The sequence below is a fragment of the Desertivirga xinjiangensis genome (assembly GCF_024436435.1).
Classification (GTDB): Bacteria; Bacteroidota; Bacteroidia; order Sphingobacteriales; family Sphingobacteriaceae; genus Desertivirga; species Desertivirga xinjiangensis.
The window spans coordinates 68,059-93,336 of sequence record NZ_JAFMZP010000012.1; the positions used below are offsets into that span (position 1 = coordinate 68,059).

Annotated in this window: 16 protein-coding genes; 10 read left to right on the plus strand and 6 right to left on the minus strand. The window is 41.7% G+C overall.

Annotated elements, in window-relative coordinates; all coding sequences use genetic code 11:
- Positions 1–5: 5 nt before the first annotated feature.
- The 4 genes from J3P37_RS21160 to J3P37_RS21175 form a co-directional block, all read right to left on the minus strand.
- On the minus strand, positions 6–1,538 hold the full coding sequence (locus J3P37_RS21160; protein WP_256013638.1) for an O-antigen ligase family protein: 1,533 nt from the start codon (positions 1,536–1,538) through the stop codon (positions 6–8).
- A gap of 143 nt (positions 1,539–1,681) precedes the next feature.
- A complete protein-coding gene (locus tag J3P37_RS21165) occupies positions 1,682–2,869 on the minus strand; it encodes a glycosyltransferase (protein WP_256013641.1) in 1,188 nt (395 codons plus the stop codon).
- Positions 2,853–5,087, minus strand: coding sequence for a GumC family protein (locus J3P37_RS21170; RefSeq protein ID WP_256013644.1), 2,235 nt, complete (start codon positions 5,085–5,087; stop codon positions 2,853–2,855). Before J3P37_RS21170 ends, J3P37_RS21165 begins: the two co-directional genes overlap by 17 nt.
- A 27-nt stretch (positions 5,088–5,114) precedes the next feature.
- Positions 5,115–5,801: a TolC family protein gene (locus tag J3P37_RS21175; RefSeq protein WP_256013645.1), complete on the minus strand. Its 687-nt coding sequence runs from the start codon at positions 5,799–5,801 to the stop codon at positions 5,115–5,117.
- A gap of 676 nt (positions 5,802–6,477) precedes the next feature.
- Here J3P37_RS21175 and J3P37_RS21180 point away from each other — a divergent pair.
- The 3 genes from J3P37_RS21180 to J3P37_RS21190 are packed head-to-tail and all read left to right on the plus strand — an operon-like array spanning position 6,478 to position 11,971.
- Positions 6,478–8,892: an Ig-like domain-containing protein gene (locus J3P37_RS21180; protein WP_256013646.1), complete on the plus strand. Its 2,415-nt coding sequence runs from the start codon at positions 6,478–6,480 to the stop codon at positions 8,890–8,892.
- A gap of 20 nt (positions 8,893–8,912) precedes the next feature.
- Positions 8,913–9,857 carry a PorP/SprF family type IX secretion system membrane protein gene (locus J3P37_RS21185; RefSeq protein ID WP_256013647.1) on the plus strand — a complete coding sequence of 315 codons (945 nt, stop codon included), beginning with the start codon at positions 8,913–8,915 and terminating at the stop codon, positions 9,855–9,857.
- A 5-nt stretch (positions 9,858–9,862) separates the two neighbouring features.
- Positions 9,863–11,971 (plus strand): OmpA family protein, encoded by a 2,109-nt coding sequence (locus J3P37_RS21190; RefSeq protein ID WP_256013648.1) that lies wholly within the window; start codon positions 9,863–9,865, stop codon positions 11,969–11,971.
- Positions 11,972–12,056: 85 nt separating this feature from the next.
- Here J3P37_RS21190 and J3P37_RS21195 read toward each other — a convergent pair whose 3' ends face one another.
- The gene (locus J3P37_RS21195; protein ID WP_256013649.1) at positions 12,057–12,806 is read right to left on the minus strand and encodes a PRC-barrel domain-containing protein; all 750 of its coding nucleotides are present in this window, start codon (positions 12,804–12,806) and stop codon (positions 12,057–12,059) included.
- A 362-nt stretch (positions 12,807–13,168) separates the two neighbouring features.
- Here J3P37_RS21195 and J3P37_RS21200 point away from each other — a divergent pair, with 362 nt between their 5' ends.
- Positions 13,169–15,370, plus strand: a complete 2,202-nt coding sequence (locus J3P37_RS21200) for an ATP-binding protein (RefSeq protein ID WP_256013651.1) — start codon at positions 13,169–13,171, stop codon at positions 15,368–15,370.
- Between the two features lie 483 nt (positions 15,371–15,853).
- Here the strand turns inward: J3P37_RS21200 and J3P37_RS21205 are convergent, their stop codons facing one another.
- A complete protein-coding gene (locus J3P37_RS21205) occupies positions 15,854–16,138 on the minus strand; it encodes a hypothetical protein (protein ID WP_256013653.1) in 285 nt (94 codons plus the stop codon).
- A gap of 323 nt (positions 16,139–16,461) precedes the next feature.
- Between J3P37_RS21205 and J3P37_RS21210 the strand changes: the two genes are divergently transcribed.
- From J3P37_RS21210 to J3P37_RS21235, 6 genes are all read left to right on the plus strand, one after another.
- Positions 16,462–17,379 (plus strand): TerC family protein, encoded by a 918-nt coding sequence (locus J3P37_RS21210; RefSeq protein WP_256013656.1) that lies wholly within the window; start codon positions 16,462–16,464, stop codon positions 17,377–17,379.
- Positions 17,380–17,524: 145 nt separating this feature from the next.
- Complete coding sequence (locus tag J3P37_RS21215) at positions 17,525–18,472, plus strand: DUF3857 domain-containing protein (RefSeq protein WP_256013659.1); 948 nt, start codon at positions 17,525–17,527, stop codon at positions 18,470–18,472.
- Between the two features lie 291 nt (positions 18,473–18,763).
- Positions 18,764–19,345 (plus strand): transglutaminase-like domain-containing protein, encoded by a 582-nt coding sequence (locus J3P37_RS21220; protein WP_256013661.1) that lies wholly within the window; start codon positions 18,764–18,766, stop codon positions 19,343–19,345.
- Positions 19,346–19,350: 5 nt separating this feature from the next.
- Positions 19,351–20,010: a DUF3858 domain-containing protein gene (locus tag J3P37_RS21225; protein WP_256013663.1), complete on the plus strand. Its 660-nt coding sequence runs from the start codon at positions 19,351–19,353 to the stop codon at positions 20,008–20,010.
- 327 nt (positions 20,011–20,337) lie between these two features.
- Complete coding sequence (locus J3P37_RS21230) at positions 20,338–22,725, plus strand: glycoside hydrolase family 95 protein (protein WP_256013666.1); 2,388 nt, start codon at positions 20,338–20,340, stop codon at positions 22,723–22,725.
- Between the two features lie 19 nt (positions 22,726–22,744).
- Positions 22,745–24,922, plus strand: a complete 2,178-nt coding sequence (locus J3P37_RS21235) for an alpha-galactosidase (RefSeq protein ID WP_256013669.1) — start codon at positions 22,745–22,747, stop codon at positions 24,920–24,922.
- Positions 24,923–25,278: the final 356 nt, after the last annotated feature.

Below are 25,278 nucleotides of genomic sequence, written 5' to 3' on the forward strand. Positions count from 1 at the left end.
TTTATTTAGGATAATAACATATCCAACGTACTTTCTGATTCTTTTTTTGTTTCTTCTTTGTCCATACGGATACAGGCACTTACAATAGCTACAAAAAGATAAAAGAAAATATTTGAGGGAAACTGCACCAGGGCCTCCTGCGGATAATTGCCGATGTTTAGTGCAAAGATCACCAGGGTCATAGCCAGACAATAGGTTCGAAGTTCCGGATCCCTGATGTTGAAATAGCCGGTTATTCCCTGATGTAATATGGTGTACATCATGATACAGAACAACAGCAATCCAATAGAACCAAGCTCAACAGCTACCCGGACATATCCACTGTCGGGAGGAAAATTAGCCAGGAAGGAGTAAGGAGCAAAGCGTACGCCCCAAACACCCGTAGCACCTAAACCGCCGCCAAGGGGATGGGTCAATATGTACGGCTGGATCATTTTTTGATTCTGTTTACGGACATTAAACGATGCATCGTCGGAAGGTTTGAACGCTGATTGAAAACGGTAAAGAGTAGTGTTCGACGTCGGCATATTAATCAGGATCATAAAAAGTAATCCCCCAACAGCGGCAATAATGAAAGTCTTTTTACTGATGTTCATAACCACATACAGAAGCATCGCTGCCGGCACCAGTACATAAGCGCCACGTGTTCCCGAATATAGCATCACCGTTATGAAAAAGGCCGTTAAACATGCATAGATAATTTTGCTTTTCCTCTTAGCGTGTCCAAGTGCCATTACAATGCAGAAAACTGCGCTAGCCACCATATTATAGGAGAAAGCTACCGGGTCTGAAAAAATGGAAAATTTCCGCCAGCTGCCATTGATAAAAAGCAGCAGCTGAGCCAAAGGATCCTGAAGCTCTCGTTCTTCAAATTCAAAAAAGCCAAAATATTCCTGCTTTACAGCATAAATCGCCGCAAAAACAGCCAGGCTTATCCAGACCTTGAAGATAAGCCTGATATATTGAACTGTACGAATGTAGTAAGTAAAGATAAAGTACATCAGGGTAACTATGGCCACCGTCCTTACTGTGTATAACCAGGCCATCCTGGCTTCTGTGGTCGGGTTGGCAACCTGCAGAAGATTATATGCTATCCAGATGAGGATGACAGCAGAAATTGGAGTTTTTAAGATCTTCCAGTTCCTTTCATATTTTTGTCTGAGGAAGAAACCAAAGATCAGCAGCCACTGAAGCAAGTCCATAATAGTGCCCAGCGGCAGCCCCTGAATTATCCTGATCATGAACATGATGAAATAAGCAAAGATCATCAGGATGATAATGCCTAGCCGGGGGAAGACAATAACGGTGTATACGGTTGGCAATCCTACTAACACCGCAAGTGAAATAAAACCTGCGGCTGCGCCGAATGTGGCTATTGAGATAGAAACAACTGCCATCAGGATAAGCATGATCAACAAGCCAGCTGGACTCAGCAGCCTGTTAAAAAAACTACGGAATTTAGACGACGGGCTTTCGTCAACGAAAAGGTTTGGCCTTCCATTTAAACCTTCATATGGGCGCTCCGGAACATAACGCATCAGAAGAACAATATTTTAAAAAAGAAACCAAAGACACTACAAAAGGCAAGGAAGAGAGAAAGCCGCTTTTGAATGCTTTTTTCCTCTTCAACTTTCTCTTCTTCACTAAGGTTTTGCGGATGTATTCTCATGGTGTTAGCCTCTTATTTAACAGCGTTACTCTCCTGATTATGGTGATAGTGCTGTGTAGATACCGAACGTTTATTTGCTCTGAATATATTGGTTAAAGATACCAGCTGAAAGAACATAAATTTAGGAATACCCCCTAGCGAACTGTATATCCTTTCATCTGTGTCGGAGCTTTTTAAAGCTATGATAAATCCTGTCACGAAACAAAAGAATCCTGCAAGCCATAAGCCTGCAACGATTGGTGCCCAAAAGATATTTACCACCATGAGTATGAACGAAAGGATCAAAAATATGAACAGAGGGGGGCGCAATAATGTCAGTCCAAACAATACCTGATTCCAGCTTAGACTGATAAAGCCTTTTCCCAGCAATACGAACCCAAACCTAAAATATCTGAACCAGGTATTGATCCAGCGGGCTCTTTGATTTACGAGTTGATCAGAACGCGAAGTTTTTTCGTCATACACAAGGGCATCCGGTGCAAAAGCGATCCTCTTGTCCCTTTTTATGATCTCCGACTGAAGTATTTTGTCAAAACCGGCTCCCGTAATATCTTTCGCCTCGAGGCAGTCCCTGTACAGGCTTACTGTGAAAGCCATTCCCGAGCCGGCTAGAGTAGCCGATGAACCTGCTTCAAATAAAAGCTTGCCATCATAATAATGATAATAAATATCCCTTGCTGCATCCAGGCAGGCATAAGTAGTATCGAGGTTCTTGGCTTCCCTTACGCCCTGAACCGCCTCAAAACCCTGATCAAAAAATACATTTAGCTGGTTGAGGTAGTCAGGGTGCACCAGGTTGTCGCTATCGATGATCGTCAACCGTTCATGATCTCTTTTGAAGTTCCGGATGGCGTAAAAATGCGAACGAGTATTACTGGCCAGAACTGTTTCGGGGCGTAACAAAATTACCTTATCATTGTCGAATGAAAGACCGGAGGTATCGCAGTTATCCGCTACTATATAGATAAGGTAGTTGCTGTAGCGAAGCTTAGAAAGAGAGGCCACAACCGCTTTCAGGTTATCCGTGTATTGGTAAGCAGTAACAATGATCGCATAATCCGCTTCTACTGGCACAATACCGGTACGGCTACCTTTCCTGCCCGCAATAAATACAAATACCGCCAGCAAAAGAGGGAGTACAAGGTTGTATCCAATAATGACCTGGATCACTGCCCAGGCGCTGTTAGCTATGAGATCCATTGTTGTTCTTTTTGAACCAGCGCTTCTTAGCAGGAGCTTCTACCGGAACCTTATTTATCACCCAGCCGATGAACTTTTTGTGATTAAGGGCATGAAGATACTCTGTCTGTGCTTTTTGCTGATCATTTAGCTTCCTGTTAGCCTCAAAAATACCGATAATTTTGTCGGTAAACAGGAACCATTCCTTAGCTTTATCAAGATCCTTCAACGAAGGAGTTTCAACAATTATATAATCAAAGTTTGAGCGTAGCTGGCTGAACTTTTCTTCCAGAGATCTTTGCCCGGTTACTTCCAGGAGAGAAGTACCTATCCCTTTGTTGCCCAGTACACTTATTCCTGGCTTACTGAAATCAGCGATGGCCGTATGCCCGAGTAAGTAATCCTCGAAATGACGCTCAGCCTTGATAGACCTGCTTAAGGAAGGATCTGTAAAGTTACCGTCAATAAGGAGCACGTTTTTGTTAGTCAATGCCAATGCATAAGCCAGGCTGACAGATAACAAGGTTTTGCCCTCGCCGGGATTAAAGCTGGTTACAGACAGGAGTTTATTAGCCGTTGCCTGTGAAGCGGCCTCAGTTTCCTGCAAAGACCCGGCTGTTTCAGGTCCGCTGATTGAAATCAGCCGGGAGCTGTCCATTTCATTGCTTACTTCAAACCGTAATGCTCTCAGCTGGTCTTTAAACCCGCTAATTTTGTCCATTTGCCAGAGCGAAAGGATGTCGTTGGTTGGCGAGCTTAATTTTTCGATATATCCAAGTACCGGAAACCGGGTGGCGTTAGCCAGCTCTTTCGGGTGCGCAATTGTATTGTCGAGAAAAAATAAAGCAAACAGAACCGCTACTACAAAAGCGAAGCCTATTACGCCACTCAAAATAACAAGCAGCATTTTTTTCGAAGCCTGGGGCGTTCCCGGCATCGCAATCTGGCTTTGACGTAGTTTTACAGAGAAGTTGCTTTGAATATTACTTTGGTTATACTTGTCCAGTATCTCCAGGTATTCCTGACTTGCTGTCTCAATATCTCTTTCATAATTCTGGATACTTGCCTCGAAAGGAACAAGACGTGAAAACTGCGAACTTAGAGAATTAAACTCCTTTTCAAGCGAACCTACACTATGTTTGGCTATATCGAGCTGTGTTTGCAGGGTGATCTTTTGCGAAACCAGATCCTGTTTAGCAGATAAGGGATTATAAATGTTCTCTTCTACAGATTGAACGATCTTAGAACCGAGCGCTGCCTGAATTGAATCCATACTTTCTTTATAGCCGGAATCAAAACCCTCCTTTATATATTCAAGGTTCATAGCCTGTAACCTTTCGCGGTAAGCTACAATGTCTGAATTTACTCTTGTGGCCGTAGCTTCAAGATATTTCCTTTCCCGTGGCGAAAATTTGCTATTGATTTCATTTATTGCGCCTGCATAGGCAATGATCTGCTTGGCCGCCTCTTCTCTGCTGCTCTGCGTTTCAACCATCTTTCCATAAAGGATCCGTGCCTGTTCGGGAAGATTTAATACACCATTCTTTATTTTATACGACTTGAGCAAAGCCATCTTTTCATCAAGGTTCCTTTGTTTTTCTTTCAACAGATCAGAAAGAAAAGTGGCAGATTTTTGATCCTGAGCTTTAGTGTTTGCCGAATAATATTTAATGAACTCTTCACTGGCACTATTAGCGACAAATGCTGATAACTGGGGATTCTCCGACTCGAATTCAACGGTAATAAAATCACTCTGACCTACACGGTATACCCGGAGTTTTTCTTTAAGCGATTCAGCATCGTAATCCAGAGATGTCAAAATATCATTCAGCTTATCTTCTTCGGGAGTTGCTAGGGTTAATGGCTGCATATTTTGATAGTGAGTACGGAATGCTGTATAAGCTTTCCTTTTTTCCTCTGCACTAAGTTCATTCAAGTGCTTGCTAGGCTTCCTGTAGGGATTTTTGCTCTCCAGGTCATGCAGAATAAGCTTATAGGATACCATATCAAGCACTTGCTGCATTTGAACGATCTGTATCATATTGCTGAACCCTTGCTCGATCTCTGATAAAGCCGCAGGGGTTTGACCCGTTAAAAGGGCATCATCCGATTTATTAATTAAACCCGTTGAAATCTGTGCCTTGGAAATATAAGCACCGGGAAGGTTTCGGACAAGGATAAAGGTGATAACAACAGTAATGATAGGGATAACGACTAAAATAATACTGTGTTTGTACAAAAAATTTAAAAACTTCCCTAATTCCATTTATTTGATTTCTTCTAATTTAACTCCTAAAAGTTCTTCTAATGAGGCTTTAGTACTAAGCAAAGTGCCTTCTGCAGCAACTTTTGCCAGGCTGCTTGATCCTGCCCGGTCAAGAGCAGTGTTGTAACTCTCAAGGGCTACTTCTCCTCTTTCGAATTTATACTTCATATGTACCAGATTGGTTTCGGCGTCTATTGTCGTTCTTGACGCGATCTGTACTGTTTTTACAGCCTGTAAGTAGCTGAAATAGCGTCTTTTTACTTCGGTTGACAGAGTCAGGTTGTACTCGGCAATATCGTTCTTAGCAATTTTAAGCTCTTCCTTTGCTATTTTTATATTTGACGGGGTTTGTAAAATACTTCCAATATTCAGGAATACACCTACCTGGTAACCGCTAAAAAATGTTGGGTTGACTACGTTCAGGTTGTTTTCAGGCGAATGAACATACGACAAACTTACCGGTGTTAGCCAGTTCAACTTTGCCTTGTTGATATTCGATTCGGCAATGTTAATTCTGCTGGATGCGTTTTTAGTACGCGGATAATTTTCCAAAGCAGTGGCTACTAATTTTTCCAGGTACTCGTAAGAAACGTCAGTCATGATAGTCTCCTGAGACTTGGCCTGGCCCGCAAAAAACAAAAGAACTAGTAACAGAGAAGCCTTTATCGCTTTTTTAATCATAAGCATGTATACTCAATTAACAATGCCAAAGTTATTGTTAATCTTAATTTTTAAAGTGTTTTATTAAAACTCATCGTAGCGGATGCTCATAATCTATATCCTATAATTATGCCAAAACGATTTTCACCCCATAAAATCTCAATGTATACTTTGATCCTGTAGTGCACTTTCTGTAAAATAATGAGTAACAGCCCGCCATGGCTTTCCAGTATTTGAAAAAACAGACGGTTCATCTGGCAATGAATAAATGTAATTGCTGTTTAATTAATCGTTCTTGGGGAAATTATTACTCACATGCAGGGATGTTTCTGCTCGTAATTGGAAAATTCAATTAATTACCCGCAATGTAAGGTTCCTCTCTTCCGATTGTCATTTTTTTTCAATTTTCCTGCTATTTAGCTTGTATACAGTATGATCTCCGGTTTTTAATCAATACGTTTTTTTCCCGGCGACGAGATTGGAGTAATCTTTGACTATGAACTAAGTATCAGCTGCTTTTCCGAAAAGCAGACTATGATGAGTAATTTTTGCGATTCAGTTAAACTTTATAATCATAATCCCGTAAGGGGAATGTAATATGAGAAAACTAATACTTTTTCTTCTTCCTTTCTTTTTCTTAGAGTTCTTGGGCTTGGGGGCCCAGGCTCAAAGCACTTCACCCTTTCCCTATCAAGAAACTTTCATGAGATCAACAGCCCCGGATATGATCCTGGACGGTTTGCCAAAAGCATATCTTACAGCGGGAGCGCCCCTTAACGATGGGGAAGGCAAAGGTTACCTTCGCCTGACTGAAAATACTGAAAATCAAAAAGGCCATATTTTTAGCCAAACGAAGTTTCCTTTCGACAAAGGGCTTTCCATTGAGTTCGAATATTTCACTTACGGCGGCGGAGGAGAAGGTGCCGATGGTATTTGTTTCTTTCTTTTCGATGCATCCGTTCAGCCTACGATCGGGGGCTTCGGGGGCTCGCTGGGATATGCTGCCTATTCCGGACAAGGAGAAACATCACCGGGTTTAAAGGGAGCCTATCTTGGTGTAGGTTTCGATGAATTTGGCAACTTTGCTACAAATATTGAGAGCCGGAACGGAGGTGTACCAGAAGCTGATAGAAAAAGGGAAACAGTGACCTTACGTGGATCTGAGGCAAGTAGTTATAATTTTCTTACAAGTGTTGAAACCAACGAACTTACTCCCTCCTTTACAATAGGTGCCGGTCCACGTGTTACTAATACCGAAGACCAGGGATACCGTAAGGCGTACATCGATATAGCGCCACGGATTGGTGATGTTGGATATAATATCACCGTTAGAATTGAAGTTGGAGGGATGCCATCTAAAATGGTTACTGTAATTGACAAATATCCCTACCTGGAACAAGCGCCCCCTCAACTAAGCTACGGTTTTGCTGCATCAACTGGTACATACAGAAATATACATGAGATCCGGAACCTTCGTATCGACATTTATAGGGAGAATGCCGTAATCCCTCCAACTGCCGTGAATGACATTTCTGAAAGCAATCCATTAAGTGTATATCAGGGCAAGCCAAACACAGTAAATGTTTTGAATAATGACATTAAGGGTGATGAAGACATTGACCCAACTTCGGTGACAATTGTTACCGGGCCTCAACATGCATCAGAGCCTCCCACCGTAGATGCTAATGGAAATATTATCTATAAACCAGATCCTAACTATACTGGTCCGGATTTTTTAATCTATTATGTTAAAGATAAAAACGGATTGCAATCTAACCCGGCGTTTGTTTACTTTGACGTAAAACCATTACCTAAAGGTGTTGATGATGAGGTTCCCTTCATTAACAAAAATACGTCCCTAACGGTGCCCTTTAACGTTAAAACAAACGACGGTCCCGATGGAACAGACTCAGAAGCAATACAGATCACGCAACCTGCGCATGGGACGGCAGTTATTGCTACAGATGGATCACTTACTTACAGTCCGACCCTGGATTACTGGGGTCCTGATGAGCTTACCTATAAATTGAGGAAACCTGATGGCACAGAATCTTTGCCTATAACAGTTAAGTTAATAATCAACAATCCGCCTGCAGGACGCGATTCGACGATCCGTCTTCGTTACAATGCCCCGGATCCAATCATAGACCTGCCTACGCTGACATCCGATACCGACGGTACGGTAAACAACCAGACCGTGCAAGTGCAGCAGCCGGCCAATGGTACCTTAAGCCCTCTCGGCAATGGACAATACAGATATACCCCTAACGCCGGTTTTACGGGTATCGATGTGTTTACCTACACCATAAAGGACAATCTGGGAGCAATATCAGCTCCAGCTACGGTGACGATCAATGTCGATGATGTTCCCAGTCCTGTAATAGGTCTGGCGAAAGCCGTGAGCACCATCACACGTTCGTTAAATGGCAGCTATGATATAAAATACCTGTTCAGTCTTAAAAATATCGGAACGAAAAGTTTATTGAATGTAAGTTTGAAAGACGACCTGGGCCTTACCTTTACAGGCGCTGAGTTCATCATTAAATCGCTTACAGCAAGTGGAACCCTGGTAGCAGCGAATAATTTCAATGGATTTGCTGTCACGGAGATGCTCGACCCTTCAAGCACGCTGGCAGCTAACACCACCCAAACTGTGGAGCTCACGGTAAATGTGAGATTAACTACTAAGGAAGGCTTATTTCTCAACACTGCGTTTGCCAGAGGTGTCTCCGCAGGAAACAGCGACCCAACGGAAGATCAGTCAACAACAGGAACCAATCCGGATCCTTTTGTTGCAGGAGACGTTAGCCCTAAGGATCCTACTATAGTAGAAATGTTGTTTCCTGAACTCTTTATTCCTGAAGGATTTTCTCCCAATAACGACGGCACCAACGACACTTTTGTTATCAGAAATGCCAGGGGCGGAAAAATAGAGATCGAGATCTTCAACCGCTGGGGAAACCGGGTGTACAGATCAGCTGACTATCAAAACGACTGGGACGGCAGGTGCCAGGAAAAACTTTGCCTGGGACAGGATCTGCCGACAGGTACCTACTACTACATTATCCATTTGGGAGGTACAGATAAGTACTCAGGTTATATCACACTGAACAGGTAAGAACACTTGTAAAAATAATAATGAAGACAAGAAAAATAACATTAGGTTTATCAACCTTTTTAATAAGTCTGATACTTAGCGCAACCACTGCTTTTGCCCAGCAGGAGGCCATGTTTACGCAATATATGTTTAATACGATGGCTTTAAATCCCGCATACGCAGGTAGCCGGAACGTGATCTCAGCAACAGCCTTGTATCGCAGTCAGTGGACGGGAATGGACGGAGCTCCAGAAACTACCACCTTTACCATCGATGCGCCCATTAGTAATAAAAGGGTTGGGCTTGGATTACAGGTGTTTTCAGACAAGCTTGGAATCACAGCAACGAACGGCGCCGTCGCTACCTATGCATACCGTATACGTATGGATAAAGCAAGTCTTTCTTTCGGACTGCAGGGAAGTGTAAGCCAGTATAAAGCGGACTATACCCGTGCACGGCTGGAGCCTTCAGGTCCATCCTATGATAATGCTTTCAGCAGCGATGTTAACACTGTGCTATTCAATTTTGGTACTGGCGTTTATTACAACTCTGATAAGTTTTACCTGGGGCTTTCGTCTCCGCAATTACTTGCTAATGCCTTACCTGGAAATAAAGATTACCAGTCTAAGTTAAATAAACAGCATTTTCATCTCTTTTTTATGTCGGGATATGTGTTTAATCTGGACGAGGATTTTAAGTTAAAACCATCTGTATTGATAAAGGGAGTGAAGGGTGCACCTGTAGAGGGCGATGCCAACCTCAACCTCTGGATCAAAAATACTTTTTCGATCGGCGCTTCATACCGCACCAACGCTGACATTGCGGGATTGTTCGAACTTCAGGCCACACCGCAGATCCGCATCGGATATGCTTATGACCATAGTATCACCAATCTGAAATCTGTGAATTCAGGCGGTCATGAAATTATGCTGCGTTATGAGTTCGGTTTAGACAAAAATAAAGTGCTTTCACCAAGATACTTTTAAATTTAATGTACGTGAAGAAATATTATATCATAGTTCTAGTGTTACTGGCGGCATTTTTTGAAAAGTCAATAGCCCAGTCTTCCAAAATTAAACCTCAGCTTAAGATGGCTGAGAAAGAATACAAGAACCTGCGTTTCCTTTCAACAATAAAATATCTTGAGCCGGTATTAAAACAGGATTCTACAAACGTACGTGCGCAGGAGCTCATGGCTTATTGTAACCGCAACCTTCGTAATTACGACGAAGCTCTGTATTGGTTTGCCAAATTAAGCGCTCAGCCCGGACTTAAATCCTCCTGGGCCCTGCACTATGCAGAAGCACTGGCTAACAAGGAACAATATGAGCTATCAGAAAACTGGTATCGCAAATACCTGAAGCTGGTTCCAGGCGACAAAAGGGCTACTTCTTTTATAAAGGCGGGAGCATTTTCCATGGAAGATAATGCAGAATGGAAGGTTTCTAAAACGAAATTGAATACTGTAGCTGCCGAATATTCGCCAGTATACTATAAAAATGGCCTGCTATTTACCAGCAACCGTCTTGAGTCAAAGCTCATTACGCCGGTGTTTGGCTGGGATCAAACCCCTTATTCAAATCTATATTATGTAGAAAGCCTCGAGGCGGTCTCCGCGGGCTCGTCTTCAGCAGCCCCTGCTGCGAAAAAAAGTCAGCAGTTTATCTTTAACGATGATGATACTGCTCCTACAAGCAACGATAGTAAAACCCTTGGAGAACTTAACAATACCTGGCTGAAAAATACCATGGCCGATGAAAATCCTGGCCTTACTATTTTACCCGTAGCCGGAAAAGTAAACAGTAAGTTTAACGAGGGAGCTGCCGCACTCATGCCCGAAGGTTCCCTGATGTTCACCAGGAATAACTATCAAAAGGGTAATATTGGCAAAAGCGACGACGGTACGATGAAGCTTAAACTGTATACAGCAAGTGGTACAGACTGGACTAAGATTGAAGCTTTCCCATATAATAACGATGAATACTCAGTAGGACATCCGGCACTAAGCAAAGACGGTAATATTCTGATTTTTGCGTCTGATAAACCCGGAGGTTTTGGAGGTACAGATCTGTATTACTGCGTTCGCGCTGGCGAGGGAAGATTTTGGGGCAAACCGGTTAACATGGGACCTAAGATTAATACAGAAGGCAACGAGCTGTTTCCCTCATTTGCAAATGACGGAGTTTTATTGTTCTCATCTACGGGATACGCTGGTTTTGGAGGTCTTGATATTTTTGAAGTAATTATTAAAGACCTCAAGCCACAGGGAGTTCCTAAAAACCTGGGCGCGCCGATCAACAGCTTTGCTGATGATTTTGGGATGATCAGAAGCGCTGACGGCAAATCAGGCTATTTCAGCTCGAACCGGGATGGCAGTGATGATATTTTCGAGTATAGACGCCAAAATTACCACGTGAAGCTTGAAGGAGTGCTTCTGGATGCCTATACAAAGATCCCTCTTAAGGGACAGGTATACCTTCAGCATAGTTACGGTACAGATACTCTTTTTGTCAGGCGTAAGGGAGATTTTGGAAAAGAACTTGTAAAAGAAACGGATTATGAAGTGATCGGTATGCATCCCGGTTATGTAACCAAAAGAGTTTTCATCAGTTCTGCAGGCATAAAAGATGATAGCACGATTGTAGTCAATTTGTTGCTTGAGAGAGCCAATAAATCACAATTATGGGTAACCAGAAACTGCGACTCATTAAAAAAAGTATTCAAGGTGGAGAACATTTACTATGATCTCGATAAGTCTTTTATCCGCGAGGACGCCCGCTTGCCATTACAGAGATTAGTCCGCTTAATGCAGGACCATCCTGAAATGACGGTTATTACAGCCAGCCATTGTGATAGCAGGGCGTCTTCCGGGTATAATAAAGCGCTTTCACTGCGCAGGGGAGAGGCAGCCAAGGCATACCTCGTTTCTCATGGGATTTCGCCAAAACGTATCCGGGTAGAGTATTATGGCAAAAGCCGCCTGACAAACAGTTGTTACGACGGGGTGCCCTGTTCTGAAGAAGATCAGCAGCTGAACCGCCGGACTGAATTCGATGTCATTCTCAATGGGGTGAATTTGACACAGATAGATTGTGAATAATCTTTAAGTTTAATAAGCGAAAGGGCAGTACTGTAAATCAGTCTGCCCTTTTTTAATAAAGCGGTATTTACCCATCCGGATCACACTAATTCATGTTTCCAAGATCAAAACTTCTCAAATATTCTTCATTTAGCGGCTTGGTATAATCAAACTCCGGACTGTTTTTTAGCGAATGAACGGATTTGAGCAGATAAACCGATGTGCTTTCCCATTCAATCCTGTCAATGAACCGCGATGGGACCAATATCATTTTCCCTGCATACCAGTTTCCTGTATCAACTACTAGATAAGGCAGGGTCCACTTGTTGTCATCAATTAAAAAGTCTTCCACTTCACCAATTTCATCGTCGGCATTACGGATCTGATAACTTCTTAAATGCTTAAAACTCCTTAAGTGGTTTTCTTTTGCCTGACCGGTATCTTCTTTGTTTAACTCCTGTGCAATCTGGTCGTCAAACGCCACCTCTGGCGGAACTACACCGCCCACCATTCCGGTGGTCATAAAGCCGAGGCCTCCTTCAACGGGCCACAAATAGTGACTATGTAAACTAGCCTCCTGTTGGCGAGATACGGGTTTTTCTGTGTCAATATCAGGGCTGTGCTTAATCTGATCTTTCGTAAGATTAACTGGAAACGAATGCGTATCCCAGTCGGGGGCGTGCAATGCAGTTGTTGAAATAAGTACCTTGCGGCCAAATAGCCAGTTTCCGGTTTCAACTACCAGGTAACGGAGTGTCCAGGTCTGATCATCAAAATAAAAATCCTTGACCTTTCCTATTTCACCGTCTGTTGCCATCATCGTAAAGTTCTTCAAACTTTGAATGCTGCGTAACATAAAATTCCTCCTTTTTTTCTAATAATATCATTTCCGCAGAATTGTTTTAGAAGCAAAATAAACCCCGGACTGTGGGGGCAGCCGGGGCATTTTCATAGGTACATGGAGGGCATATCAAACATAGCACTTAATTAGCCTTCAACCAATGCTAAAGCGTTGTTGTAAAGGAAACTGTTTCTACTTGTAAACCCTTTATGGCAGGAATGTCTTCTTCCTATCCAGCTGCGGATTATGCGTGAGATTAATCTTATAATTAAAAATCCTATCTAACACTTTAATAATTATTAACAGATAGCAGCTTGCGGAATAATAAATAGTATTTTTGCCCAGCATACCTAGAGGAAAAGAATTCGATGCCAAAAGTGAGAATAGATTTAAGTAATTGCGCCACTGAACCGATCCATATTCCCGGAGCCGTTCAAACCTGTGGGTTTCTGGTAGTCGCACAGTCATCTTCTAATATTATAACTTATGTAAGTAGTAATATTTTAGATCATTTAAACATCGCTGCCGGCGAACTCCTTGGCAGAGGCCTTAACACACTGGAGAAATATCTTTCGAGAGATGGTTCTGATTCCCCTTTAATGACATTGGTAGAGGCAGCGAGAAAAAATGAAACGCAAACCCGTGCCATATCATTTAATGGAAAAAGCCTCGATCTCTCGCTTTATATTCATCAGGAATATATATACCTGGAATTTGAATTGCTTGAAGAACAAAACTCCATCGATATTCATAATGAAGTAGGAAAAGATATTTCCTTTATCCTTGCAGTGGATAATCTGCCGGATATTCTGAATTATTCAGTAGAAAAGGTTAAAGGGATCATTGGATTTGACAGGGTAATGATCTATCAATTTTTGGAGGATGCTCATGGAAAAGTAATAGCTGAAGCAAAAGAGGAGGATCTGGATCCTTTTCTGCATCTTCATTACCCTGCTTCAGATATTCCGGAGCAGGCCAGAAACCTCTATAAGATTAATAAGGTCAGGTTAATTGCAGATGTAAATAGCTCTGTTTCTGCAATTTTGTCCTTTCTCAATGAGCCGATTGATCTGACTTATTCTTCAATTCGTTCAGTGTCCCCAATGCATATCCAATACTTAAAGAATATGGGAGTGGCTTCAAGTTTCAGTATTTCTTTGATCTGTAAGGGGAAGCTGTGGGGATTGATCGCCTGCCATAACTACACGGCTAAACACATTAGTCGTAAAATCAGAGAAGCAGCTCTGTTGTTCGGCCAAGTCGTTTCTTCTCTTATCGAATTTAAAGAAGAAGAGATTGCTAATATTGAACAAAAAAAGTATAAGGCAGAATTTGACCATATTGTTTCAAAGTTAAGAAGAGAAGAAGGAATACTGCAGGCTGTGCTTAGCTCTTCTGGATCGTTTAAAAATATTGTACGTGCTGGTGGGGCATATCTTGTATATGAAGGTAACGTGGTTAAAGATGGTAATGTGCCTTCAGATGAGCAGATATCAGGAATCATAAATTGGCTCGCCAAAACTCAGGTTGACCCTGTGTTTTATACTACTAAGCTAAGTGAATTTATTCCGGAAGCTAAGGAATATGTGGATGTTGCCAGTGGAATTTTAGCTTGCGCGCTTTCAAAGGAATTAAAGGAGTATATCATCTGGTTCAAGCCGGAATATGTGCAGAGCATTGCATGGGCTGGAAATCCGGACAAGCCGGTGGAACCCGGGCCTGATGGAGAATTTTCTATTTCACCAAGAAGATCTTTTGAAGAATTTAAAAAGATCTTAAAAGAAACATCCGAAGCGTGGACAGTGTATGAGCAAAATAAAGCGGTACGTTTCAAGGAAGAGCTCCTTTATGTTATCAATAAAAAAGCCAGCGAAGTCAGGATCTTAAATGAAAGACTAAAGGAAGCCTATCAGGAGCTGGAAATGTTCAGCAGCACTATCTCTCATGATCTAAAAACGCCTCTTACGGTCATAAAAGGCTATGCTCAACTGCTAGAAAGAAACAAGTCATTAAATGAAGACGGCCGAGGGTTTGCAGCCCGCATCAGTGTGGGAATAACCAGAATGAATACCCTGATTGCAGAAGTACTCGACTACTCAAGAGTGGGACGGTCGGAAACTCAGTTTCAACTGATCAATATGAATGAACTTCTGGGTGCCATAAAAAAAGAAATAGTTTTAGCTTTCCGCCATCCTGACTTGATCCTGAACGTTAATCAAACCCCTGATATACATGGCGATCGCACTATGCTTTACCAGGTATTCGCCAATCTGATCAATAACGCAGTTAAATATTCCCGGCTTTCTAACCCACCCACAGTTACAGTGGAAGGGTTTGGCGGTGAATTTGAAACTCTTTATAGAGTTCAGGACAATGGGATCGGGATAGATACCGGTGATCATTCTAAGGTATTTGAGCTTTTTAAACGGGTAAACGTTTCTTCGAACTATGAAGGTACAGGCGTTGGGCTGGCAATAGTTAAACGAATTCTTGAAAAACATAATGCCAGCATCTGGATTGAAAACCCGGAGGAAGGTGGGACGATTTTCTGGATAAATTTTAGGAAGCTGAGTCATTAGGCGGCTCTGCAGAAGTAGCACCCACAACCCTAGGTATAGCAGTCGGTGAAAAAGCCTGCCATGCGAATGTCATGAAAAATAAAGGTTGCAACTCTGTTTTTGCCAATGCGTATACCGAGTATCTTTAATAAGAATTTCATAGTTTAGATTTAGTAGGGTTTGATTTGTGAAGGGGAGGCATTATGTACTCCCTTTCTTTTTTAATATGTTTTTCCCTTTCGCTGAAACAATCCATTGAATTGAGTCTTGTACTAATATCCTAACTCTAATCTCATCGAGAGCTTTTCCGTTCAGATTTTAGTTGGTGTTTATTGTACATATCTAACAGCAAATCGTCATGAGTAAAGGCAACGAAAAAAAAGCAAAGAAAGAAGACTCGGCATCAAAAAGCACATCGAGTTACCAAAATGACAAGAATACCAAGGATGCTAAATCAACCGCACCAGCCCTGTCAAAACAAGCAAAAAAGAAGTGATATTGCTATTACAGGATAGGGTTATTACGATAGATCTTCATTTTTGAAAATCCAAGGTAGTCAGCATACCATTTAATCGCAGAAAGGATAAACGCTTCACTTTCGTGCTGATAACCTATTGTCTCAAATGCCAGGACCTCGCCAAAGTTGTCTCCAAAGAAATGGACCTCTTTCCCGTTGGGTACGAATAATTCATCACTTTGATTAAAGACCTGAATCTTCAGATTTGTTTCCCTTTCCAGAATAACATCTCTTTGATTTGGCATTGCACCTTTACCACATTCGAAATCCATACTTCTTCTTCTTTGTAGTCTAACCTTGTAAGAGAAATTTTGTTTCTTTTTCAGGTCTGTCGGATTTAATCAAATTGCGGTAGTTAAATATTGCATAAACAAAGTATTTTTTTGCCTAAATGATCAATCTCCCGCTTACTAAAAACTTCTGAAGACTTAATACAGGCCTAAGACTTCCCGTGAGAATATTTGGGGGGAGTATCGAAACTTCATTTGCCCGTGGGGAGTCAAGTAGGAGTTAAGCTATAATTAAGGAATAATTATCAGTACCTCAAAACTAGTTTTCCTAGTTCCCGTTTTATGTAAACTTAATAATTTGCAAAATGCATACACAAGCATTCTGGTTAGAGTTCAACTTATTTGTGTTGTTAATGCTGGCTCTCGATCTGGGCATTTTCAACAGAAAGGTTCACATAATTACGATTAAAGAGGCTTTAATCTGGTCAGGGATTTGGGTCAGTTTGGCTTTGGTGTTCAACGTATTTGTGTATTATTGGTATGGGGAGCAGAAAGCACTCGAGTTTCTCACTGGTTATCTTGTTGAAAAATCTTTAAGTGTCGATAATATCTTCGTCTTTGTGCTGGTATTCAGATATTTCCAAATTCCTCCGATTTATCAACACAAGGTACTGTTCTGGGGAATCCTGGGAGCACTTGTAATGAGGGTAATTTTCATTTTTGCAGGGGTTGCTCTGATTGAAAAATTCCATTGGACAGTATACCTTTTTGGAGTTTTCCTGATATACACCGGTTATAAAATGTTTTCCGAGAAAGACAAGAAGCTGGAGCCGGAAAAAAACATATTTATCCGGTTAGTGAGGAGGATAATCCCCGTCAGCCAGGGGATACAGAGTGAAAAGTTTTTTATCAGGGAAAACGGTAGGACACATGCGACGCCTCTCTTTCTTGTGTTGCTGTTCATCGAAGCGACCGATCTGATTTTCGCGGTCGACAGTATCCCAGCCATATTAGCCATCACCCAGGATGAGTTTATGGTCTATACTTCGAATGTTTTTGCAATCCTTGGGCTTCGCTCTCTTTATTTCGCCCTTGCTCACCTGATCGACCGGTTCGTTTATTTGACGTACGGATTGGCTCTGATACTAGTGTTCGTGGGCGTGAAGATGGTTTTTATTGACGTATTTAAGATTCCCATTTTTATATCTCTGCTTGTGATTGCCTTTGTCATCTCAGCAAGTGTGATATTGTCGTTTTTAAAAACAAGACGGAACGCAAATTAAGCAACAGGGGCAAGGATTATTCCGTTAAAACAGAGCGGGTTGGGCATGTGCGGAATTCGCTGATACGCCTAAATATTATTTACTGTCAGCATGTGATAAATTCTTTACAAATATCCAGAAGGTTAAAGAGGCCGATCCTGAAAGTTTGTTCGTTCTTGACTATCAATTGAAGCATCTGTATGATAGTGAAAAGTTCAGCGAGGTTGAAGCCGAACTTGAAAAGCGTATTAGGCTTTATGGGGAAGATGAAACAACTTACGGATATAAGATTGGAATACTCAACCATGAGAAGAAGTACGAAGACCTGATCAAGCTTTCGGAAAAAATGTATCAGTTGTATCCGGAGAATACGACAGTCCTGAACATGATGTACACCATTAACAAAGAGGTGTATAAGAATAATAAGGCTGCGCTTTCTGTTTACGAGAACTACATGAAAAATAACTATAATAATGCTGCATGGGTTCGCTTTCAGGAAATACTGACCGATTTGGGTAAGCAGGATAAAGCACTGGCAATAAAAGAGATTATAGCCAAAAGTTTTCCGTACAGCCCATCCGGCTTTAGCGACCTGGCTCAGTATTACTATGGGATCAAGCAGTACAGTAAGGCTCAGGATTATATTAACAAAGCCCTTTCACTAAGTAGTTACGATGAGCGTTATTGGGCTAGTTTGGGCGATATGTTAAGTGAACAAAAAAATACGGCTAAAGCACAGGAGGCCTATGAAAAATCGTTGAAATGCGATCCAAACCAATATGATATCATCAATAAGATCAGAAAACTGGGCGGGAAGCCGGAGTTAAGGCTGCTGCCAACGGTTGATGTAAATCAGGTTATTAACGCTGATAAGATCGATCAGGCGAAGAATACCGACTATGGATATTACTATATACTCGACCAAAAAGATGTTGTGATCTACCCGGGAGGTGCTACGGAGGAATATATTAATACCGTACTAAGAATTATGAATCAGACCGGTGTTGATAGATATAAAGAAACTTCCATCGGCTATAACAACTCGCAGGAATTGCTGATCGAGAAAGCAGAGATCATTAAAAAGAACGGAGCCAGAATTGAGGGGGAGAAATAAAATAATGAAATTGTATTCACTAACCTGGAAGCTGGTGATATTGTTTATCTTAAGTATCGTTTACAAAGTTTTTATTATGGACGCTTCGCAAAAGAATTTAAAGACAAATATTATTTCGGTGGAAAAATATATTCTGCCATTACCCGCTACAATCTGCTGGCACCAGAAGATAAAAAGATCAATTCTTATTTTAACAAATCCGGAATCAAGCCTGAGATAAGTACTGTAGAAAACTTTAAAAAGTACGCATGGGGAATCTTAAATCCTGAGCCGGATAAAGATGAGCCTCTTATGCCTCAATCGGTTGATGTCAGCGACGTATTGCACATCTCCACTATTCCTGCATGGAGTGAGATTTCGGGCTGGTATGCTGATGTTATCAATAACCGCACTGAAGAAAATCACTATTTAAAAGATGTATATGCCACCATTTTTCCGGTCGGAGGAAAGCAGCTTACTGAGTTTCAGAAAGGAAAAAAGATTTACGATTATATTGAGAAGAATATCCGTTACAGCTCAGTGTCGTTCAGACAAAGTGCTTATATCCCTCAAAAGGCGGCTTTAACCTTAACCACGAGGCTGGGAGATTGCAAAGACTTGTCAAATCTTTTTGTCACCCTTGCAAAAATGGCCGGGATTAAAGCGCAGATGGTCCTTGTTGATACCAGGGATAACGGAGTTAAGGATCTGGTGCTGCCTGGGATGGATTTCAACCATTGCATCGTAAAAGCTAACCTCGACAATAAGGACTATTATCTGGAGCTAACCGACAGTGAACTGCCTTTCGCCAGTTTACCCAATAATTTGATGGGAGCATTATACTGGAAATTCCATCCAAAAATGGAATGCCTGCATCGGAGCTTACGGTTTTAAATCCCGTGTCAAAAACGAAGGACATTGCCAGGAGAAGAATTGATATACAGCCAGTAGGATCAGATCAAAAGATCGACGTCCAATTTGTGAAGTCAGGGAATTTATCCTCGTCTATAAGAAATACATACAAAACATTAGACAATGATAAGCGGCTTAAGGAAATGCAGGAGGCTGTGTCTAATCAGTATAAAAATCCTGTAAAGGTGCAGAAATTGTCATTTCAAGGGCTTGATAACCTGGAAGATTCGGTGGTTTGTAACTTTTCTTATCAGGTAAACAACGAGGTTGCTGAGATTGGCAGTATGCAAACCTTTAAAATTAATTATCAGGATGTAGTTGCTTCAGTAGATAAATTCAGTGCCGAGGAGCGTACTTATCCAATCGAGTACTGGAATTATGAAGATGCGGATCTGTATGAGACGGTGGTGAAAATCACCGCGCCTGAAGGGAAAAAATTTATTGAAGTTCCAGCCAGCGAGAATTTCTCATTTAAAAATCTGAAGTACTCGCTTCAATACTCTTTGAAAACTCCAACTACGCTGGTTGTTACACGTAATTTTATAAACGATCGTCCTCAGCAGATCTTGCCTGCAGATTACCCCAGCTTCAAAGCTTTTTTTGAGAAGATAGTAAAGCTGGAACAGAAGTTTATTGCGTATAAGTAAGAAGAGATTAAATATGAGATTAGGAGCCGGGCAAATGTCAGGCTCTTTTTGTATATGACTGGTCCTGTGTTAGGGTTAAGATTGTCCATGCGTTTTTAGTGTTTGTCCATGTTCATTTGGCATTTATCATGATAATTTTATGCAATCTAATTAACTAAGAAATTTAGAAGTAAACCAGGGATTTTTTGATACGACTCACCAAGTCTCGTTAAGCTTTTAACAGTGCAGAATTATCAGTTTAAACCGGTGTTGATTATTATGGCTTAGGCATAAACTTCATATTTGCTGGCAACTGATAGAAACATTACAACGAACACTTAGAATAACATGATCCGCAGAAAAACTATTAAGACCATTCTACTTATTGCCTGCCTCACGAAGGTTTCGGCAGGGCAGAGCCAGGAGTTAAAGCTCTGGTATGATAAACCGGCCAGCATGTGGGAGGAAACGCTTCCGTTGGGCAATGGCAGAATGGGGATGACTCCCGACGGGGGAGTGATTACAGAAAAAATCATCCTTAATGATATTACCTTATGGTCGGGAAGTCCGCAGGATGCGAATAACTATAATGCGTATAAGGTTCTTCCGGAAATCAGGAAACTCCTTATGGAAGGGAAAAATGATGAGGCCCAGGAGCTGGTGAATAAGGAATTTGTATGTAAGGGACCTGGATCAGGCGGCCGTCAATGGGGAAAATTCCAGGTAATGGGCCAGCTTGATCTTAATTTTCAATATTCTGACGAATCTGCTGGTGTATCTCATCCGGAAAAATTTGAGAACTATAACCGGGAATTAGTTTTGGATAAGGCAATAGCTTCCAGTTCCTTTAAGATCAATGGGGTAAACTATAGAAGGGAGTATTTTACAAGCTTCGATGACGATGTCAACATCATCAGGTTAACTGCCGACCGGCCGGGTATACTTAATTGTTCCCTTAGTTTAAGCAGGCCGGAGAGATTTAAGACAGAAACGCGGGGGACGGAGCTGCGGATGAGCGGACAGCTGGATAACGGAACGGACGGTAAAGGGATGCAATATATGGTGAAGTTACGTGCTCAGATAAAAGACGGGTCACAGGTGGCTACTGCTAATAGCCTCGTTATCAAAAATGCTTCCGAGATATTGATTTTCATTTCAGCCGGAACCGATTTTAGAGATCAGGATTTCACCAGAACGATCGATAAGGAGCTTGCTGTCGCAATGAAGAAGAACTATGAAACGCAAAAGGAGCGTCATGTCCGGAATTTCTCGAGGCTTTTTTCCAGGGTAAGCATCAATTTGGGCAATGGTGAGAATTCTGCTTTGACCACAGACAGACGTCTTGAAGCCTTTTACAATAACCCCCAGGCAGATAAAGCTTTACCGGCCTTGTTCTATCAATACGGACGGTATTTATCGATTAGCAGCACACGGCCCGGTCTTCTTCCTCCAAATTTGCAGGGACTTTGGGCTCATCAGGTACATACGCCATGGAATGGTGACTATCATCTTGATGTGAATGTGCAGATGAATCACTGGCCTCTTGAAGTTTCGAACTTGTCTGAGCTCAATCTGCCCTTAGCAGAATTAGTGCGAGGCCTGATTAGAAATGGAGAGAAAACCGCGAAAGCTTATTATAATGCCAGGGGTTGGATAGCTCATGTTATTACTAATGTCTGGGGATTTACAGAACCTGGAGAGAGTGCATCCTGGGGTGTAGCTAATGCAGGATCGGGGTGGTTGTGTAATAATTTATGGGACCATTATGTTTTTACGAAGGATCTCAAATATTTGAAGAGCATTTATCCTATCCTGAAAGGGTCGGCAGAATTTTATAATGATGCTTTACTTAAAGATCCTAAAAGTGGCTGGTTGGTGACTGGCCCTTCAGTTTCGCCTGAAAATACTTTCTATCTGCCAAATGGTAAAACTGCCAGTGTTACTATAGGACCTACTATTGATAATCAAATTGTACGGGAGCTTTTTTCTAATGTTATTTATGCTGCGGAGAAGCTTGACAAGGACGAGTCGTTCATAGAGGTACTTAAGTCTAAATTGCAGCAGCTTCCGCCTGTTGGCAGAATTTCGGGTGACGGAAGAGTTATGGAATGGTTGGAAGATTACAAGGAAACTGACCCCCAGCATCGTCATATCTCACATCTTTATGGCCTATACCCGGCAACTTTAATCACCCCTTCTTCAACTCCGGATCTGGCAGAAGCAGCGAAGAAAACATTGGAAGTAAGGGGGGATGACGGCCCAAGTTGGACGATCGCATATAAGTTGTTGTTTTGGGCAAGGCTGCATGATGGTAACCGGTCTTTTAAATTACTCAGGGAGCTTTTGAAGCCTACCTTACGAACAGATATCAACTACGGAGCAGGAGGGGGAGTTTATCCTAATCTCCTTTCAGCTGGCCCGCCTTTTCAGATTGATGGTAATTTCGGGGCGGCTGCAGGAATTGCAGAAATGCTGATTCAAAGTCACGAAGGCTACATTGCTCTCTTGCCGTCTGTTCCTGACCTGTGGAAAGCTTCCGGCGAAGTCAAGGGGCTTAAAGCAAGAGGTAATTTTACTGTTGATTTCTCTTGGAAAGAGGGAAAGGTGATCTATTACAAGATTTCGTCTCCTAAGCCTGAAAAACTAAAAGTGAAACTTAACGATCAAGTTATTGAAGTTCAATCCGAAAAAGCTAATTCAACGGATCAATCAGTTAAATATGAAGACAAATTATAGTTTATTTTATAGTTCATTGATGAATCTTTTATTGACCCCATTTCTTGTTTTGACGGGGCTTCTCACGGCGAATGCTCAGACGATAATGCCGGTTGAAACACGAAACACTGCGATGGTACTAGAGGTCGATCAGAAAAGGGACTGCCGTATTGCCTATTTGGGCGAAAGACTGGAAAATAAAACGGAATACCAACGTATATCATCTGCCAAAGAATTGGCGAATGATTATAGCGGCGTATTGAATTCTGTATATACTGCTTCGGGGTCACGGAATTTGGTAGAACCTGCCATCACAGTCACTCATGCGGACGGAAATAATTCGCTGGACCTGCGCTATGTAAGTCATGACTTGAAAAAGCTGGATGAAAATGTTTCTGAATTGCGGGTCCATCTGAAAGATCCGGTATATAATTTTGAAGTGACCCTGCACTATAAGTCGTATTATAACGAAGACGTTGTGGAGCAGTGGAGCGTTATCCGTCATCATGAGAGAGGTAATGTAATACTCCATAAATATGCTTCGGCTAACCTGGTAATGAAAGCAGAAAGCTATTGGCTACGTCAGTATTATGGAGACTGGGCAAAAGAGATGCAGGCTGAAGAGACGCAGCTCACCCATGGTATAAAGACCCTTGATTCAAAACTCGGCACCCGGGCCAATTTATTCCAGCCCTCCGTTTTCATGGTTTCTATGAATAAGCCAGCCTCTGAGGATGAAGGCAATGTGCTGTACGGCGCGCTTGAATATAGTGGAAATTTTCGTATTGATCTGGAACTTGATCATCTTAATAATCTGAGGATAATTGCTGGAATTAACAACTATGCATCCCCCTATAGTTTGAAAGCAGGAGAGGCTTTCGTTACCCCGGCATTTCTATATACTCTTTCAGGCAAAGGTAAGGGGGAGGCCAGCAGGCAACTGCACAGGTGGGCAAGAAATTATAAGCTATTAAATGGAAATGGGGATCGTCTTACCTTACTGAATAATTGGGAAGCGACGTATTTCGATTTCAATGAGAATAAACTTAGTGAGCTTCTTAAGGATACGAAAAAGCTGGGAGTTGATCTGTTCCTTCTGGACGACGGTTGGTTTGCTAATAAATATCCAAGGAATGATGACAGGGCGGGGCTTGGTGATTGGAAGGAAAATAAGACGAAGCTTCCTAACGGAATTTCTTCGCTAGTCAAGGAAGCAAAAAATAATGGAGTCAAGTTTGGGATCTGGATTGAACCAGAGATGGTAAATCCGAAAAGCGAGCTTTACGAGAAGCATCCTAATTGGGTTGTAAAACAACCTGTTCGGGAGGAATACTATTTTCGAAATCAGCTTGTATTGGATCTGGCTAACCCGACGGTACAGGATTTTGTTTACGGAGTTGTTGACGACCTCTTTACGAAAAACCCGGAGCTTGCATATATAAAATGGGATTGTAATGCGGTAATTTACAACGCGCATTCTTCTTATCTTAAAAACCAGTCTCATTTTTACATTGAGTACATGAGAGGGCTCTATAGAGTATTGGAAAGGATCCGGGCCAAATATCCGAAAGTACCTATGATGCTATGCTCGGGCGGCGGGGGACGTGTAGATTATGCCGCTTTACAATATTTTACAGAATACTGGCCTAGTGATAATACAGATCCTTTAGAACGCATTTTTATGCAATGGGAGTACTCTTATTTCTTTCCGGCCCTTAGTTCTACCAATCACGTTACCGACTGGGGAAAACAGCCGATAAAGTTTAGGACGGATGTAGCAATGATGGGCAAACTGGGCTTTGACATAGTGGTCAGTAAACTTCCGGAGAATGATCTGAAGTTTTGCCAGGAAGCCATAAGTAACTATAATGACCTTAAATCTATTATCTGGCATGGCGACCAGTTCCGCTTGTCACACCCGAAGGAAAGCAGTGTAGCGTCTATGCTGTATTTAGACGAACGCAAAGCAGAAGGAGTGCTATTTAACTACCTGGTCAATAACCGCTACGGGGAAAGAAGCAGGTTGCCTGTTAAGCTGAAGGGCCTCGATCCTAAAAAGAAATACCGGCTAACAGAGATCAATCTATATCCGGGAACTACATCGACCTTAAGTACTGACATTTCTTATAGCGGAGATTTTTTAATGAAAATAGGGTTCAACCCTGATGTAAATTCAGGAAGGACAAGCGTGATCCTAAAAATTTCAGAGGTTAAATAGCCTTAAATAAGGATAATATTGTCCATTGTTTGATGTTCTTTATCCATTTGAATCGCTTTTGTTCTCTGTAACTTTATACTATAGATAAGTATTAAAATACTTACCTGTTTCTTTTGAAGCCTGGCACCTGGTTAGGCGTTCTTGCTAAAGAAATAGGGTTAAACTAATTATAAACCGTATTGATTGAATTTTGAGAGGCAGTGTATGTGATTGAAATAATAGATACACGTTAAACTTTATTTAAATAGAAGGATTTAAACCAATTTTCAAAGGATTTTATGAGATGCATTATCAATTCTTAACAGGATAAGTAATTCTTATTTTTTAAACTATAGCATATCCTTGTCACACAAATT